The organism is Parapedobacter brassicae (genome assembly GCF_051400755.1).
Classification (GTDB): domain Bacteria; phylum Bacteroidota; class Bacteroidia; order Sphingobacteriales; family Sphingobacteriaceae; genus Parapedobacter.
The window spans coordinates 786,694-801,825 of the sequence record NZ_JBLFFL010000001.1 but is presented as its reverse complement, the minus strand read 5'-3'; the positions used below and the strand labels follow the sequence as shown (position 1 = coordinate 801,825).

Below are 15,132 nucleotides of genomic sequence, written 5' to 3'. Positions count from 1 at the left end.
TTATAAGTTAATGAAGATGGTTTTTTTTCCAGCACGGTTCATGTTTGCCCTCGTCGTTGCGGCGGCGGTAGCTTCGGCATGCCAAAATCAATCCGCGAAACATCGCGACGATCTGCAACTCAGTGCAGCATTTATCGACCAACAGCTCGACGCCGCTGTGACGCAGATCAAGGTATTGGCCGACAGCGTTCCGGCAGAACGGATGCCGAGGACATTTCAGGGCGACACGAGCGTGACGTCCGACACGGAGTGGTGGACATCGGGCTTCTATCCGGGGTCTTTGCTTTATCTATATGAGTATTCCGGCGATGAGCAATTGCTTCAGTTGGCGAAAGACAAACTGGGTATCCTCGAAAAGGAAAAACACAATAAAGGCACACACGACCTCGGTTTCATGCTGTATTGCAGCTTTGGCAACGCCCTCCGGTTGACGGGCGATACAGCGGCTTATAAGGAAATATTGCTTACGGGTGCCGAGTCGCTGATCAGCCGGTATAATCCGACGGTCAAGGCCATACGCTCGTGGGAGGGGTGGACCTATCCGGTGATCATCGACAACATGATGAATTTGGAGTTTCTCACCCAAGCCTCCAAGTTGAGCGGGGATCCGAAGTACCGGGACATTGCAACGACACATGCCAACACCACCATCAAAAACCACTACCGTCCGGACTACAGCTCGTATCATGTGATCGACTACAACCCAACGGACGGCAGCATTGTGGCTAAAAAGACTGCCCAAGGCGCCTATGATGAGTCAGCCTGGGCGCGCGGACAGGCATGGGGACTGTATGGCTATGTGATGATGTACCGCGAGACGGGAGACCAAACCTATCTGGATTTTGCGAAGAACATTGCGGCATTTCTCTTGAACCACCCCAACATGCCGGACGACCTTGTGCCTTACTGGGATTTCAATGCACCTGATCTGCCGACGGACAGCCCCTATGCCGCCGAGTATAAAGCCAACCGAGACGCTTCCGCGGCTGCTGTAATGGCTTCGGCGCTGGTTGAACTCAGCACGCATACTGAAGGTGAGGAAAGCGCTAATTATTTGGCGAAAGCCGAGCAAATCCTTCAAACGCTCTCCGCGGTACCCTATAAAGCCGAGATCGGGACCAATGGCGGATTCATTTTACAGTACAGCGTGGGTTCCATCCCACATGGCAGCGAAATCGATGTGCCGCTCACGTATGCCGATTATTACTACATTGAAGCGTTGATGCGATATAAACGGCTGCTGGAAAGATAGTCGCTGTTCGGCTAACCGTTGAAGCCGACTCGGGATCGCTCCGAGACTGCTCCGTACCTGCGTCGAAATGCGGCTACCGTATATCCGGGGTGCAACCACGGCGAGTCCACGTTTATGTGGTAAAACGTGGACTCAACGTGGACTTACCGTGCCTGCACGGTACGTGCATACCGAAGGAGTCTCGGAGCAGTCTTGACCATGTATCGAAGAGCGCTGCAAAGGTAATCGAATACATGCTGAAGCCGCCCTCAACCGTGGGCGAAAGAGAAAATCATTGCTGGCACCAAACATTTGACGGATATACTTGTAATAGAAATATGCCGCGTCGATTTTATAGGTTGATGAAATGACGGCGTGGCCTTTGTTTTATTTAATTTGTAATCTATGAAAAGGCATTTATTGACAGCAGTTTTTCTTGGATGTACAATGGTCGTCGGTCTGGCGAATGCCCAGGAAAGCCAGACGGCACCGGTAACGGTAAGCATTGATTTGTCGGCCGAGGTTATTTCGATTGAGTTAGGCGCCGCTCCGGATGTGGAGTTTGTCTATGCAACCCCCGAAGACTATAACACCGCGCAGGTGATTGCGAAGCCCGCGCATTTTACGGTTGTGAGCAACCAAAGCTATGAAGTCTCAGTATTGGCCCAAGGCGAGTTTACTGTCAATGCGACCAACGAGGAACCCATACCGCTCGATGCGGTACAAGTGAGTGTAGATGGGTCGACGACGGGTGCGGGGACGACCGCTGTCGTGCCGCTTACGACAACAGCGGGTGAAACCACGGTATTGGCCACCGCAGCACCCGCTTCGCTGGGGACGATATTCAATATCAATTACACGATTCCAGACGCAACACCTTTGTTGGATAAAGTTCCCCAGGAATATTCAACGACGGTCGTGTATACCGCTACACAGCTTTGATGAAGGATGCCTGTATTCGACCGGGATTACTATTATTGTTGATGTTGTCATGGACAGCAACTAGCGGCCAGGGCTTATCATTATCCCCTTCGCGAATTTTTTTCGAGGGCTCGCCTGGGCAGACTGCCACGCAGTTGCTCACGTTTACGAACCGCTCTGATGGGGACATGACCTTCTCGGCGTCCATTAAAGATTGGCAGCGGGATACACTGGGCCGGAAGATATATTTCCCGGCTGGAGAGTTAGCGCAATCGAATGCTGGATGGTTACGGCTTTCGGCGAGCACAATAACGCTAAATCCGGGAGAAACCAAAACGGTATCAGTGACCTTGTCGGTTCCCGAAAACGGGTTTTCCGGGCTCACGCATAGCATGGTGTTCTTCACACAGGTGAAAGAGCAGGAGCCGATCAGCGAAACCAAGTCACGGCTGGGCGTGAACGTCTTACTAGAGGTGGGCATACAGGTATATAATCGTCCGCTGGGGCTCGCCGCCGGCGAATTGGCGTTTCTTGCATTTGAGGATCAGGGCATCGTCACGACGCCTACGGACACGACGAGGCAAATGGCAGTCAAGATCAAAAACCGGGGGCAGGTGAACCGAGATGCCCATGTACGCTTTGAGCTTACGGATATGGGCACGGGTGAAGAAATCCCGGTGAACACTACGGCCATAGCCATGCTTCCCGATGCGGAGCAGTGGGTGTATGTGCAACTGCCATCGCACCTGAAAGGGAAATTTCTAGCCATTGCGATATTGGACGCTGGAGGCCGTTATGAATTGAACGTTGCAGAAAAAGAGATTACATATTGACAAGCTGGCAGTTGGCTTTGGTCTCTGGTTATGCAGTTTGTCCGCCTTAAGCCAAATAACCGTTAACCTCCCCCAAGCCAATATTACGGCCCGTAGCGACTATACGGCGAGCCTCGCCAGCGGTACGTATACGAGTGTGGTGTCCTTATTGCCAACGATCCAGGTGAAGGCAAATACCGCCAATTTCGCTAATACCGCGGGAGGGACCACTACCGTACCGCTGAACATGATGCACATCCGCATTCGGAGTATCGGATCGTTGTCCCTGCTCGGTTCCTCGACGGAGGTCATGCTCAGCACGACCTATGGCACACTCTATACCGCGTTGGCCAGCATCTCTTCGGGAGCCGTAACGGCCGATTACCGGGTGACAACCGGTAGCCACACGTGGGTGGCGGGGGTTTATAGCACACCGATTCAATTCCGAACGGGTACCTTGTCTCCCAATCAGATCACCCCCACCACGCCCAACTTGGTGATCAATGTGCCGGGATTTATCGCGCCACAGACGACCTTGCCCGCGTTTAACCTCGCGGTAAACAGCCTGGGACTATACCGGGCGGCAACCGGGGTAAGTACTACCGGAAGTGTAACCGTATCCACCACAGTACCCTATCTGCTGAACCTAAATGCGGGCAGTGCCCAATTCAGCTTTACGACCAGTACTGCATACAATCAGCTTCCAGCTACGGCGGTCAGCCTGGTGAACGGAACGCTTTCCAACGTTGCCGGTGCGAATGTCATTTCCCTATCGACCACCAGTCAGTCGCTTACCCCGGCTACGGGTATCGCGGTGCCGACGGGGAATAACCAAACGCTGAACGCCGCGCTTTCCATAACGGGACCGAATCTGCGTGCGGGGTTTCTCCAGGCGGGAACCTATAGTGTTCCGATTACCTACACCTGGAGCAAATTGGCATCGGCTTATCCAACCGGCACATTGCAGGCTACACGTGCTGGCACGCTCCAGGTTGTCGTGAGCGATATGGCCGAACTGGTGGCCAACCAGCAAACAGTGGCGCTGGGTTTCGCGACCACCGACGACTACCGCCAAGGAATCACCGTGGACATGGCCCAACACCTACGCTTGAGCAGAACCACCCCATACAGCGTATACGCCCGGTCGGCAAGCGAGAATTTCAGCGCTCCCAATGGCGAGGTCCCTGTCGGCATACTTCGTATCGGCCCCGTACCTGGGCAAAGCGGGGTCAATACCGTTACGTTGTCTACCACCCCTCAGCTGCTCATCGATAATGCCAACCCGACGGTCGACAGGACGCTCAGCCTGCGCTACAGCATCCCACCGGCTGAGACCGCACGATTGCTGGGGAAAGCCGCAGGAACGTATAGTGCGCAGGTGATCTATAGTTTCACTGCACTTTAAAACCGCGTAACACCTACTCGCCTGCGCTCATCACGGTACTTGAAATTCAGCTCGAATGGCGTGTTGCTGTCCGTGATGGTGATATGCTCGCGCTCATTTTCAATAGAAAAAGGCATGTCAGCTGTCGCGACGGACACCTGGTAAGTGCCCGGAGGCAAATAAAAGGTATAATGACCATCGGCATCGGTAAGGGTGTGTTGCTGCTTCCCCTGATCGTCGGCTACCTGAATACGAATGCCGGACAGGACGGGTTTTGTGGTCAGGTAGTTCTTGCCGACCACGATGAGGTTGCCCTGCAATACCTGGGATTTGATCAATGGAAATTCAATGGTCTTGTTTTTTTCTACCACGATATGCATCGGCGCACCGGCAGCCCATCCTCCGTTGGTGAGCAGCTCCACGGTATAGTTGCCTGGGGGCATTTGCCGGAATTCAACCCGGCCTTCTCCATCCGTAAAAGCCGTTTTATCCTTGATTTTGACGGTCATATCGGGCGCAGGGGGCTCTCCGGCGTCACGCATGCCGTTATTATTACGGTCTTCATAATAAATCAGCGCCAATTTTTTTCCTCGGGCGGCCGTTAGACCGGAGAATTGTTTTTCAATACCCACCCGGAATTGCCGTGTATCGAAGAATGCGGGACGCATGTGCGTGACAGTGTAAAAGGCATCGGCGGCGATGGCCCAGTGATTTTTCATTTGCCACCGGGCGCTGCCGGTAAGCGAATAATTCCGGTTATTGGTAAATCCGTAGTAACTATAAAGGGCACTTACCTGGACCTGTAGCTTATTGTCCCATGCACTGAACCGCGTATTCGGTCCAACGGAAAATAACCGGTACGAGGCGCCAGGAGCGATGGAGAAGACATCGCTCAGGTAATAAGGATTAAGTTGCAGGAAGGCGCTGATCCCGAAAAAGGGATTGGTATAGTTGCCATTGATGCGTAAGGAGTGGAAGGGTGCCGTGGATGCGCCGGCGCTGTGCTTATAGGTGTATCCATAATCGGCATGGACATAAAAGCCGTGGTTTGGGGAAGCGTAGTTCAAACCGATCTGCGTACGTATCGCAGATGATGCCCACGCCACCTCGGTGTTGTTGTCGTCGAGCGCCGTGCTCCCGTTGGTCAGGCGCTGCTGCATGAGATAAGGGTTGATCGTGAGGTATACGGAGCCGACGGTGCGGCTGTAACCGATTTCGAATGTGTTAATGCCATTCTGATAGGCATTAAAGCGTTGGCTGTACCACCGCCCCTGAAACTGCGGACGGTTGTTAAGCAGCCCGACCCGAGCGGACCATATTTGGCCATCTGCCGTGGTTTTGGTCAACCGGGTATCACTTTGCCACAGACCGCGGCGTATGCCGGTATAGTAGGGCGTACTGTAGTAATTGTTGGAGGCGAACTGCAGACCGTTTGCCGAAATGGAGTAGTCGAATCCCGCAGCGACGGCATGCTTGGTACTGGATTCGTCCCGGAAGGTCTCCCGACTATATCCCGCTTCGAGTATTAACTGTTGGTTCGGCGTCTTCATGTTGATGGGTATCCGCCCGCTCAGTTGGTCGTTGTCAAGCGCGTTGAACGCATTCCGTCCGTGCAGGTAGGTGATCCGCCCTTCTTTTTCGTTTTTCAGGAAAGCGTAGTTTGCAGCCAGTATGTTTTCGCCGGGAATTTGCTGGAAGACGTTGCTGACCAGCATATAGTTGTTCTGAAGGGCATAGAGGCTGACGTGATTTTCGCCGTTGAAATGATACGTGGCCTTGCCTCCCCGCCCGCTAATGGCGTAGTCTAGGTTTTCGTAGATGTTGCCCAATTTGATGCCCATGCGGTCCGAGTGAAAGGAGAGGTGGGTATCATAGGCGTTGAATCCCTGTAACTGCTGATAGTAATCCAGCTGCAGTTGATAGTGCAGGCTGCGATTCCGGGAGAAATCCAGGTCGCCGTTTGCCTGCATCTGGTAAATGGAACTATGCTGGTTAATGCTGAGCAGACGCAGGGCAGCCATGTTATTGGTCACGTTGCCGAACGGGGCGTTGGCAAAGGTATTGATGCTGCCTGCGCTCTGTATACGGATGCGCGTGCTGGCGATTGTCTTGCCGCCGGCATCGACGGCCTCGATGGTGACTGAAAAATCAGCGGGCTGCCGGATGCTCAATTTGTTGCGCGCGGTAAAGGGAAGCTGCCGCAAAGCGCCGGGTTGAAGGGCCATGGAAAGCTGCTCGCCGGTAAATTCCAAGCCTTCGGGAACTTCGGTGAGCACGAGCCTGAAGTCAATGGGGATGATGCCCGTATTGGAGCAGTTGAGCATGAGCTGCGTTTGGTTGCTGCCCTGATTGAGGTAATAAACCGGCTGTTCGGTTTCCAGCAGGAGACCGCTCACATTGGTCAGCCGGATATAAAAGGTCGCCGGAGGCGACACCTCCGTTTGGGATGCCATGGCCCGGAGCCCTATCCGGATGGCTTGGACGCTTTTCTTGATCGTATGTCTGTCGGCGATGTATTTTACCGGAAAACTCCGCGTTTCACCCGGCTTCAATGCAAAGGATGCCGGTATGCGGATCAGTCCGGTCAGTTGGGCGGTATCTGTTACCGCGAGGGTGACGGCGGAATCTCCGTGATTTTGGACAATGAGGCGATTGCTGAATGTTTTTCCGCTTGATGTTTCAACGGTATCGTCGGCAAAATGGTAGGTTACGCCATAGGTTGTCTGTGCATTCGCATAATGGCTTTCGATGAGAATGAGCAATACCCCTAGTGAAATTCGAAATATGCTTGCCATCATAAGCTGTTGGCGTATCGTAATCGGTCAGCCCCATACTGTGCGAGGATCACGCTCCGTATCGATGAAGTTTGTCATAGAGATAAAAAGAGAACAATAGAAACGTCAATTGGTTTGCCAAACGTTGGGTAGTTCGGCTTCAGACGAGACGCGAAGCGACGCCCAATAGGAAAAGTAAAAAAATAATTTACTAACTATTTGATACTTAAAGTAAGTTTCCTATCTTTGCCGTCCCTTTTGAGGGGATGGTATGTCTTGAACGAAGCCCTACTGCTTCGATGGACGTTAATAGATTAATAGAAACATGTCAGGAATTATTGGAAAAAAAGTAGGAATGACCAGCATTTACGATGCCGACGGGAAAAACATCCCATGTACGGTGATCGAAGCTGGCCCGTGCGTGGTAACGCAGATACGCACGGATGAAAAGGATGGCTATTCCGCTGTTCAACTCGCTTTCGATGATGCGAAAGAGAAGAACACTTCGGCCCCTTTGAAAGGGCACTTCGCCAAAGCGAAGACCGAGCCCAAGCGTAAAATGGTAGAATTTAAAACCTTCCCCGACGAGAAAACACTTGGCGACGTGGTGACTGTTTCCATTTTTGAAGAAGGTGAGTATGTGGATGTGGTAGGTACTTCAAAAGGAAAAGGTTTCCAGGGTGTAATGAAACGTCACGGCTTCGGTGGTGTTGGTGGGGCTACCCACGGACAGCACAACCGCTTGCGTGCACCCGGTTCATTGGGTGCCTCGTCATGGCCGTCGCGCGTATTCAAAGGCATGCGTATGGCAGGCCGTACCGGGGGTGACCGTGTAAAGGTTCAAAACCTGCAAGTATTGAAGGTTTATGAAGCGGAAAACCTGATCGTGATCAGTGGTTCTATCCCCGGAGCCAAAGGTTCTTACGTAATCGTAGATAAATAAGGAGATGGAAGTTAACGTTTTAAATATATCAGGTAAAGAAACAGGTGCCAAGGTGCAACTTCCTGAATCGGTATTTGGGGTAGAACCCAACGACCATGCGATTTACTTGGATGTGAAGCAATACCTCGCTAACCAGCGTCAAGGTACACACAAATCCAAGCAGCGTAATGAAATCGCGGGCTCTACGCGCAAACTGCATAAGCAAAAGGGAACAGGTGGTGCCCGTGCAGGTAGTATTAAATCCCCTTTGTTCAACGGTGGTGGCCGGATCTTCGGTCCGCAGCCCCGGGACTATAGCTTCAAGCTGAATAAGAAGCTCAAAGCATTGGCACGTAAGTCTGCATTGAGTTATAAGGCCAAGGAAAACAACATATTGGTGTTGGACGAAGTGAACTTCGATTCCATCAAAACCAAGAACTATGTAAACCTGGTAAATAGCTTGAACATCGCCGCTGAAAAAACCTTATTGGTTTTATCCGCACAAGACAACAACGTTTATTTATCAAGCAGAAATCTGAAGAAAACAAAAGTGATCACAGCCGGTGAGCTGAACACCTATGACGTGTTGAACGCCGGTAAGCTTTTGTTGACCACCGCTTCTGTTAAAATATTGGAGGAGGCATTTGCCAAGTAATATGGAAATTATCAAGAAACCCGTATTGACTGAGAAAGCATCGTTGCTTACTGAAAAGCTAAACCGCTATGCTTTCAAAGTGGACCACAGGGCGAACAAGATACAGATTAAGCAAGCCGTAGAGCAAATGTTCGGCGTGACGGTCCTGGCGGTGAATACCATCGTGGTAGCCGGCAAAGCCAAGAACCGCTATACGAAAGCTGGTTTTGTATCCGGAAAAACCCCGAAGTATAAGAAGGCCATCATCACGATCAAGGATGGCGAAACGATTGACTTTTACAGTACTATATAATTAGAGATGGCAGTTAAAAGATTCAAACCGGTTACCCCTGGCACCCGCTTCCGAGTAGGCGGTGTCTATTCGGATGTCACCACCAACGTTCCTGAGAAGTCGTTGGTTGTGAAGATCAAGAAGTCAGGCGGTAGAAATAATTCCGGTAAAATGACTATGCGTTACATCGGTGGGGGGCATAAAAAAGCATACCGATTGATTGATTTTAAACGCGATAAAAAAGATATCCCCGCAACAGTTGCCACGATAGAGTATGATCCCAACCGTTCAGCACGTATTGCCTTGTTGCATTATGCGGATGGCGAAAAGCGTTATATCATCGCGCCGACGGGATTGAAAGTAGGGCAGACGATTGTATCGGGCGAGAAAGTAGCTCCCGAAATCGGCAACACCCTGCCCTTGCAGAACATTCCCTTGGGTTCCATCGTTCACAACATTGAATTGAACCCAGGACAAGGGGGGACTATTGCCCGCAGCGCCGGCACGTATGCGCAGCTGTCTGCCCGCGATGGTAAATATGCGATCATTAAGTTGCCGTCTGGTGAAAGCCGCATGATATTGGCTACTTGCTTAGCCACGATCGGCTCGGTATCCAATGCGGAGAAAGCCAATGAAGTATTGGGTAAAGCGGGACGGAAACGTTGGCTGGGACGCCGCCCACGCGTACGTGGTGTGGCCATGAACCCGGTAGATCACCCGATGGGTGGTGGCGAAGGCCGTGCTTCGGGAGGTCATCCGCGTTCACGTAAAGGGCTGTTGGCCAAAGGCTACAAAACCCGCAGCAAGAAGAAAGTATCGAATCGTTACATTATTGAGAGAAGGAAGAAATAATGGCTCGTTCAGTAAAAAAAGGTCCTTATATCGACCACAACTTAGAAAGAAAAGTTCTTTCTATGAATGAAACAAACAAGAAATCGGTAGTCAAGACTTGGTCTCGTAGATCCATGATTTCGCCGGATTTTGTTGGCCATACCTTTGCCGTGCACAATGGCAATAAATTTATTCCCGTATATGTAACGGAAAACATGGTAGGTCACAAGCTCGGTGAATTTGCGCCAACGCGCACATTCAGGGGGCACGCAGAAAAGAAAAAGTAATAGGCAATGGAAGCAACACGAAAACTAAAGAAGTCTGTTATTATCAAACAGCGCAAAGAGCAGGAAAAGGCTCAGGTAGGAGGAGCTTCTACTGCCAAATTATTGAATTGCCCTACCTCGCCTCGTAAGATGCGGTTGGTGGTAGATCTGATCCGCGGCGAAAAAGTAGAGCATGCCTTGTACATCTTGAAGCATACGAATAAGGAAGCAGCGATCCGTGTAGAAAAACTGCTGCTCTCAGCCATCAAGAACTGGGAAACAAAAAATGAAGATAAGTCCGTGGAAGAAAGCGAATTGTTCGTCAAAGAAGTATTCGTGGGCGGAGGACGCCAATTGAAGCGGTTACGTCCGGCACCGCAAGGCCGTGGATACCGTATCCGTAAGCGCTCGAATCACGTCACGTTGGTAGTGGACAGCAAGAACAACGCAACACAAAACTAATTTATCAAGTAATGGGACAAAAAGCAAATCCAATAGGTAACAGATTAGGAATCATCAAAGGTTGGGATTCCAATTGGTTCGGAGGCAAAAACTATTCCGATAAATTAGTGGAGGACGAGCGGATCCGTAAATATCTGTCGGTTCGTATCGCAAAGGGTGGCGTATCCAAGGTGGTCATCGAGCGTACATTGAAGCGCATCACGGTGACGATCCACACCGCGCGTCCGGGCATTGTCATCGGTAAAGGCGGACAGGAAGTGGATAAGATCAAAGAGGAGTTGAAGAAGCTGACCAAGAAAGATGTTCAGATCAATATTTTCGAGATCAAGCGTCCGGAACTGGAAGCACACCTGGTGGCTGAGGGCATTGCCAAGCAGCTCGAGGCGCGCATCTCCTTCCGTCGCGCGATGAAGACTTCAATTGCTTCGACGATGCGCATGGGTGCTGAAGGCATCAAGATTATGTGCGCAGGACGTTTGGGCGGCGCTGAAATGGCCCGTACCGAGCAATATAAAGAAGGACGTATCCCATTGCATACCTTCCGCGCGGACATCGACTACGCATTGGTAGAAGCATTGACCACGTATGGTAAGATTGGTGTGAAGGTGTGGATATGCAAGGGCGAAGTGTATGGTAAACGCGACCTGTCTCCCAACGTGGGTCAGACTTCAGGGGTGAAGCCACGTACCGAAGGTGCTACTGGCGAGTTCCGGGGTGATAGCCGCAGAGGCGGCGGTGGCGATCGTCGGAGCAATGACCGTCGTGGTGGCGGTGGCGGCGATCAACGCCGTGGCGGAGGACCCGGACAGAACCGTGGTGGCGGTGGAAATCGTGGCGGCCAGAACAGGAGAGGTTAAGTAATTTTTAAAAAATAGCAACTGCCTATCGGCAGCGTTAATTAAGATACGAACATGTTACAGCCAAAAAGAACAAAGTTCAGGAAGATGCAGAAAGGGCGCATGAAAGGCAACGCCACCCGTGGGGCGGAGTTGGCTTTCGGATCTTTCGGTATCAAGTCAATGGAGCCGGCGTGGATTACCAGCCGCCAGATCGAAGCAGCTCGTATTGCGGTAACCCGTTATATGAAACGTGAAGGTCAGGTGTGGATCCGTGTTTTCCCGGATAAGCCCGTGACTAAGAAGCCTGCAGAGGTACGGATGGGTAAGGGTAAAGGTGCTCCAGAATATTGGGTAGCAGTAGTGCGTCCCGGACGCATGCTGTTTGAAGCAGAAGGCGTGCCCCTGGAAGTAGCCAAGGAGGCCTTGCGCCTTGCCGCACAAAAGCTGCCTGTACAAACGAAGTTTGTGATACGTAGAGACTACGAACAAGCGTAAATGAAACTGGCGCTGTCTGCCACTGGTCTTGCCGCCGTTACCGGCAAGCCGCTACGGGGTGTTAAACCGTGGGAGTAATCGGAAGCAGATATCCGGTAAAACAATGAATAGAGATGAAAAATTCAGAAATCGTAGAATTGTCAAACGAGGATTTAGTGGCCAAGATCGCTGAAGAGAAGGCTGCCCTCACCAAATTGAAATTTGCACATGCTGTTTCAGCAATAGAGAATCCAAACCGGATTAAGTACGGGCGTAAAACAATCGCCCGCTTGATGACCGAGTTGACGAAGCGTAAAAAGGCCGAAAAAGCGGCCAGCGCAGCAAATGAAACAGCCGCTGAGGCATAAACAGAAAGTCGAAATGGAAAGAAATTTAAGAAAAACAAGGATCGGCTTGGTAGTGAGTAACAAAATGGACAAATCCATCGTGGTGGCAGTGGAACGTAAAGTGAAGCACCCGATCTATGGCAAGTTCCTAAAGAAAACTACCAAATTCAAGGCTCATGACGAAAACAACACGTGCGGTATCGGCGACACGGTGTTGATCATGGAAACGCGTCCGCTGAGCAAGACCAAGAATTGGCGTTTAGTAGAAATTTTAGAAAGGGCTAAGTAACATGGTACAACAGGAATCAAGACTCAATGTGGCCGACAATAGCGGGGCTAAGGAAGTATTAGTCATTCGCGTATTGGGCGGTACCGGCAAGCGTTATGCATCAATTGGCGACAAGATCGTTGTTACTGTGAAAAGTGCTTTGCCCTCAGGAAACGTAAAAAAAGGAACGGTTTCCAAGGCAGTGGTCGTAAGGACGAAAAAAGAGATCCGCCGCAAGGATGGATCCTATATCCGCTTTGACGACAATGCTGCCGTATTGTTGAACAATCAGGATGAACCTCGCGGAACACGTATCTTCGGCCCGGTAGCTCGGGAATTGCGTGAAAAGCAGTTCATGAAAATCGTATCATTAGCACCGGAGGTATTATAATCATGGGACAGACAAAGACATCGACACATAAGATTAAAATCCGTACGGGAGATTTGGTAAAAGTCATTTCTGGCAATTCCAAAGGTACTCAGGGTAAAGTGTTGGAGGTATTCATAGCCGAAAACAGGGCGATCGTGGAAGGGGTGAATATCGTGAAGAAACACACCAAGCCGAGTGCAGCCAACCCCAATGGGGGAATCATTGAAAAGGAGGCCGCGATCCATATCTCCAATCTCGCTTTTGTAGACCCGAAATCTGGGAAACCTACTCGTATCGGGCGTAAATTGAAGGAAGTGGACGGCAAGAAGAAAATCGTTCGTATTGCAAAAAAATCAGGGGAGGAAATTGACTAATGACTTACGTACCAAGACTGAAGGCGAAATATAAGGATGAGATCCGTACGACGCTGAAAGAGAAGTTTCAATATAAGAGCGTCATGCAGGTGCCCAAGCTGGAAAAGATAGCGGTGAGCCAAGGGGTAGGTGCTGCTACTGCTGACAAGAAATTAATAGACAATGCCATCAATGAAATGACATTGATCACCGGTCAGAAAGCCGTAGCAACCAAGTCGAAGAAGGACATCTCCAATTTTAAGCTCCGTAAAGGAATGCCGATTGGTGTGCGTGTCACCCTCCGCGACAGCAAGATGTATGAGTTTCTTGATCGGTTGGTAGCCGTAGCGCTGCCACGGATCCGCGATTTCCGCGGCATCAATGACAAAGGTTTTGACGGCCGTGGCAACTATACGTTGGGAATCACCGAGCAGATCATATTTCCAGAGATTGATATTGACAAAATCAATAAAATCCAGGGAATGGATATTACCTTTGTAACCAGCGCAAAGACAGACGTTGAGGCGTTGGAATTGTTGAAACAGTTTGGATTACCATTCAAAAATCAAAATACAGTAACTAATGGCTAAAGAAGGAATTAAAGCACGCGAAATTAAGCGCGCCAAATTGGTGGCGAAATATGCAGAGAAACGCGCTGCCCTGAAAGCTGCCGGCGACTATGAGGCGCTCGATAAGCTGCCCAAGAACGCTTCTCCTGTCCGTTTGCACAACCGCTGCAAGCTGACCGGACGCCCTAGGGGCTACATGCGCCAGTTTGGCATCTCACGGGTAACCTTCCGCGAAATGGCGTTGGCTGGAAAGATCCCGGGCGTGAAGAAAGCTTCCTGGTAGTGATGGGTGGTGGGTGACTGGTGGTGAGTGATTGGTGGCCCAGAAGAAAAATGAATTATTAACCGGTAATAGGTCCGGAAGCCATGGTGGCTGAAGGATACCGTTATCACAATGAATATATAGATGAATACAGATCCAATAGCGGATTACCTTACCCGAGTAAGGAATGCCATCAAGGCCAACCACAGGGTTGTAGAAATTCCTGCATCGAACCTCAAGAAAGAGATTACGAAAGTGCTTTTTGATAAAGGTTACATTGCGAATTACAAATTTGAGGATGAAACAATACAAGGCATCATCAAGATTGCCCTGAAATATCATCCGGTGAGCAAAGTACCTGCTATCCGCACCTTGAAACGTGTGAGCAAGCCTGGTCTGAGGAAATATGCGGGAGTGGATGAGATGCCACGTGTGTTGAACGGTTTGGGAATCGCCATCCTTTCTACTTCGAAAGGTGTGATGACCGATAAGGAGGCCCGTCTTCAAAATGTCGGCGGCGAAGTTTTATGTTACGTATATTAATCAGGAGGAGCACACAAAATGTCAAGAATTGGAAAAGCACCTATCGCCATACCCACAGGGGTGACGATAACGGTATCGGATCAAAACCTAGTGACGGTGAAAGGCCCCAAAGGTGAGCTGAGCCAGCAGGTAGATAAGGATATACAGGTGGAGCAAGAGGATGGCAAGCTGTTGGTAAAGCGCCCTACGGAACAAAAGCGGCATAAGGCCCTCCATGGTTTGTACCGTTCGCTGCTGAACAATATGGTAGTCGGTGTCACCGATGGGTATAAAACTGTCCAAGAATTAGTGGGTGTGGGTTACCGCGCCAGCGCACAAGGAAGCACGCTTGATCTGACGCTGGGTTTTTCGCACCAGGTGGTGCTTATCCTTCCGAAGGAAGTGAAAGTAACCACGACGGCTGAAAAAGGGAAAAACCCAACCATCACACTGGAGTCTATCGACAAGCAATTATTGGGACAAGTGGCCGCAAAGATCCGTTCATTGCGTGCACCAGAGCCCTACAAAGGAAAAGGTATTAAATTTGCTGGTGAGCAGTTGCGTCGCAAAGCAGGTAAATCAGCAGCTAAAAAATAGTA

21 protein-coding genes are annotated in these 15,132 nt (G+C 50.5%); 20 read left to right on the top strand and 1 reads right to left on the bottom strand.

All coding sequences use genetic code 11. From position 1 onward, the window contains the following. Positions 1-10 precede the first annotated feature (10 nt). From ACMGDE_RS03330 to ACMGDE_RS03315, 4 genes are all read left to right on the top strand, one after another. A complete protein-coding gene (locus tag ACMGDE_RS03330; protein WP_436831336.1) occupies positions 11-1,252 on the top strand; it encodes a glycoside hydrolase family 88 protein in 1,242 nt (413 codons plus the stop codon). 384 nt (positions 1,253-1,636) lie between these two features. Beyond that, entirely contained in the window at positions 1,637-2,173 is a 537-nt protein-coding gene (locus ACMGDE_RS03325; protein WP_436831335.1) for a hypothetical protein, read from the top strand. A gap of 44 nt (positions 2,174-2,217) precedes the next feature. Beyond that, positions 2,218-2,985 (top strand): COG1470 family protein, encoded by a 768-nt coding sequence (locus ACMGDE_RS03320; RefSeq protein WP_436831334.1) that lies wholly within the window; start codon positions 2,218-2,220, stop codon positions 2,983-2,985. Between the two features lie 37 nt (positions 2,986-3,022). Continuing rightward, on the top strand, positions 3,023-4,369 hold the full coding sequence (locus ACMGDE_RS03315) for a hypothetical protein (protein WP_436831333.1): 1,347 nt from the start codon (positions 3,023-3,025) through the stop codon (positions 4,367-4,369). Here ACMGDE_RS03315 and ACMGDE_RS03310 read toward each other — a convergent pair. Further along, complete coding sequence (locus ACMGDE_RS03310) at positions 4,366-7,143, bottom strand: SdrD B-like domain-containing protein (RefSeq protein WP_436831332.1); 2,778 nt, start codon at positions 7,141-7,143, stop codon at positions 4,366-4,368. The genes ACMGDE_RS03315 and ACMGDE_RS03310 overlap by 4 nt on opposite strands. Before the next feature lie 304 nt (positions 7,144-7,447). Between ACMGDE_RS03310 and rplC the strand changes: the two genes are divergently transcribed. The 16 genes from rplC (at position 7,448) to rplF (ending at position 15,130) form a co-directional block, all read left to right on the top strand. Beyond that, a complete protein-coding gene (gene rplC, locus ACMGDE_RS03305) occupies positions 7,448-8,065 on the top strand; it encodes a 50S ribosomal protein L3 (RefSeq protein WP_436831331.1) in 618 nt (205 codons plus the stop codon). A gap of 4 nt (positions 8,066-8,069) precedes the next feature. Beyond that, positions 8,070-8,699, top strand: coding sequence for a 50S ribosomal protein L4 (gene rplD / locus ACMGDE_RS03300; RefSeq protein WP_436831330.1), 630 nt, complete (start codon positions 8,070-8,072; stop codon positions 8,697-8,699). A gap of 1 nt (position 8,700) precedes the next feature. After that, a complete protein-coding gene (gene rplW, locus ACMGDE_RS03295) occupies positions 8,701-8,991 on the top strand; it encodes a 50S ribosomal protein L23 (RefSeq protein ID WP_436831329.1) in 291 nt (96 codons plus the stop codon). 6 nt (positions 8,992-8,997) lie between these two features. Then, positions 8,998-9,822: a 50S ribosomal protein L2 gene (gene rplB / locus ACMGDE_RS03290; protein WP_436831328.1), complete on the top strand. Its 825-nt coding sequence runs from the start codon at positions 8,998-9,000 to the stop codon at positions 9,820-9,822. Next, positions 9,822-10,088: a 30S ribosomal protein S19 gene (gene rpsS, locus ACMGDE_RS03285; RefSeq protein ID WP_436831327.1), complete on the top strand. Its 267-nt coding sequence runs from the start codon at positions 9,822-9,824 to the stop codon at positions 10,086-10,088. The genes rplB and rpsS overlap by 1 nt, the downstream gene beginning before the upstream one ends. A 6-nt stretch (positions 10,089-10,094) precedes the next feature. Next, a complete protein-coding gene (gene rplV, locus ACMGDE_RS03280) occupies positions 10,095-10,529 on the top strand; it encodes a 50S ribosomal protein L22 (RefSeq protein ID WP_436831326.1) in 435 nt (144 codons plus the stop codon). An 11-nt stretch (positions 10,530-10,540) separates the two neighbouring features. Further along, entirely contained in the window at positions 10,541-11,386 is an 846-nt protein-coding gene (gene rpsC, locus ACMGDE_RS03275) for a 30S ribosomal protein S3 (protein WP_436831325.1), read from the top strand. Positions 11,387-11,440: 54 nt separating this feature from the next. After that, positions 11,441-11,863, top strand: coding sequence for a 50S ribosomal protein L16 (gene rplP / locus ACMGDE_RS03270; RefSeq protein WP_090628731.1), 423 nt, complete (start codon positions 11,441-11,443; stop codon positions 11,861-11,863). Positions 11,864-11,976: 113 nt separating this feature from the next. Then, positions 11,977-12,210 (top strand): 50S ribosomal protein L29, encoded by a 234-nt coding sequence (gene rpmC / locus ACMGDE_RS03265; protein WP_436831324.1) that lies wholly within the window; start codon positions 11,977-11,979, stop codon positions 12,208-12,210. 13 nt (positions 12,211-12,223) lie between these two features. After that, positions 12,224-12,478, top strand: coding sequence for a 30S ribosomal protein S17 (gene rpsQ / locus ACMGDE_RS03260; protein ID WP_436831323.1), 255 nt, complete (start codon positions 12,224-12,226; stop codon positions 12,476-12,478). A 1-nt stretch (position 12,479) separates the two neighbouring features. Beyond that, positions 12,480-12,848, top strand: a complete 369-nt coding sequence (rplN, locus tag ACMGDE_RS03255; RefSeq protein WP_073405786.1) for a 50S ribosomal protein L14 — start codon at positions 12,480-12,482, stop codon at positions 12,846-12,848. Between the two features lie 2 nt (positions 12,849-12,850). Then, positions 12,851-13,201 carry a 50S ribosomal protein L24 gene (gene rplX / locus ACMGDE_RS03250; protein WP_436831322.1) on the top strand — a complete coding sequence of 117 codons (351 nt, stop codon included), beginning with the start codon at positions 12,851-12,853 and terminating at the stop codon, positions 13,199-13,201. Beyond that, positions 13,201-13,770 (top strand): 50S ribosomal protein L5, encoded by a 570-nt coding sequence (rplE, locus tag ACMGDE_RS03245; RefSeq protein WP_436831321.1) that lies wholly within the window; start codon positions 13,201-13,203, stop codon positions 13,768-13,770. Before rplX ends, rplE begins: the two co-directional genes overlap by 1 nt. Further along, on the top strand, positions 13,763-14,032 hold the full coding sequence (gene rpsN, locus ACMGDE_RS03240; protein ID WP_436831320.1) for a 30S ribosomal protein S14: 270 nt from the start codon (positions 13,763-13,765) through the stop codon (positions 14,030-14,032). The genes rplE and rpsN overlap by 8 nt, the downstream gene beginning before the upstream one ends. A 123-nt stretch (positions 14,033-14,155) precedes the next feature. Next, positions 14,156-14,554, top strand: a complete 399-nt coding sequence (gene rpsH / locus ACMGDE_RS03235) for a 30S ribosomal protein S8 (RefSeq protein ID WP_436831319.1) — start codon at positions 14,156-14,158, stop codon at positions 14,552-14,554. 18 nt (positions 14,555-14,572) lie between these two features. Continuing rightward, positions 14,573-15,130 (top strand): 50S ribosomal protein L6, encoded by a 558-nt coding sequence (gene rplF / locus ACMGDE_RS03230; protein WP_436831318.1) that lies wholly within the window; start codon positions 14,573-14,575, stop codon positions 15,128-15,130. Positions 15,131-15,132: the final 2 nt, after the last annotated feature.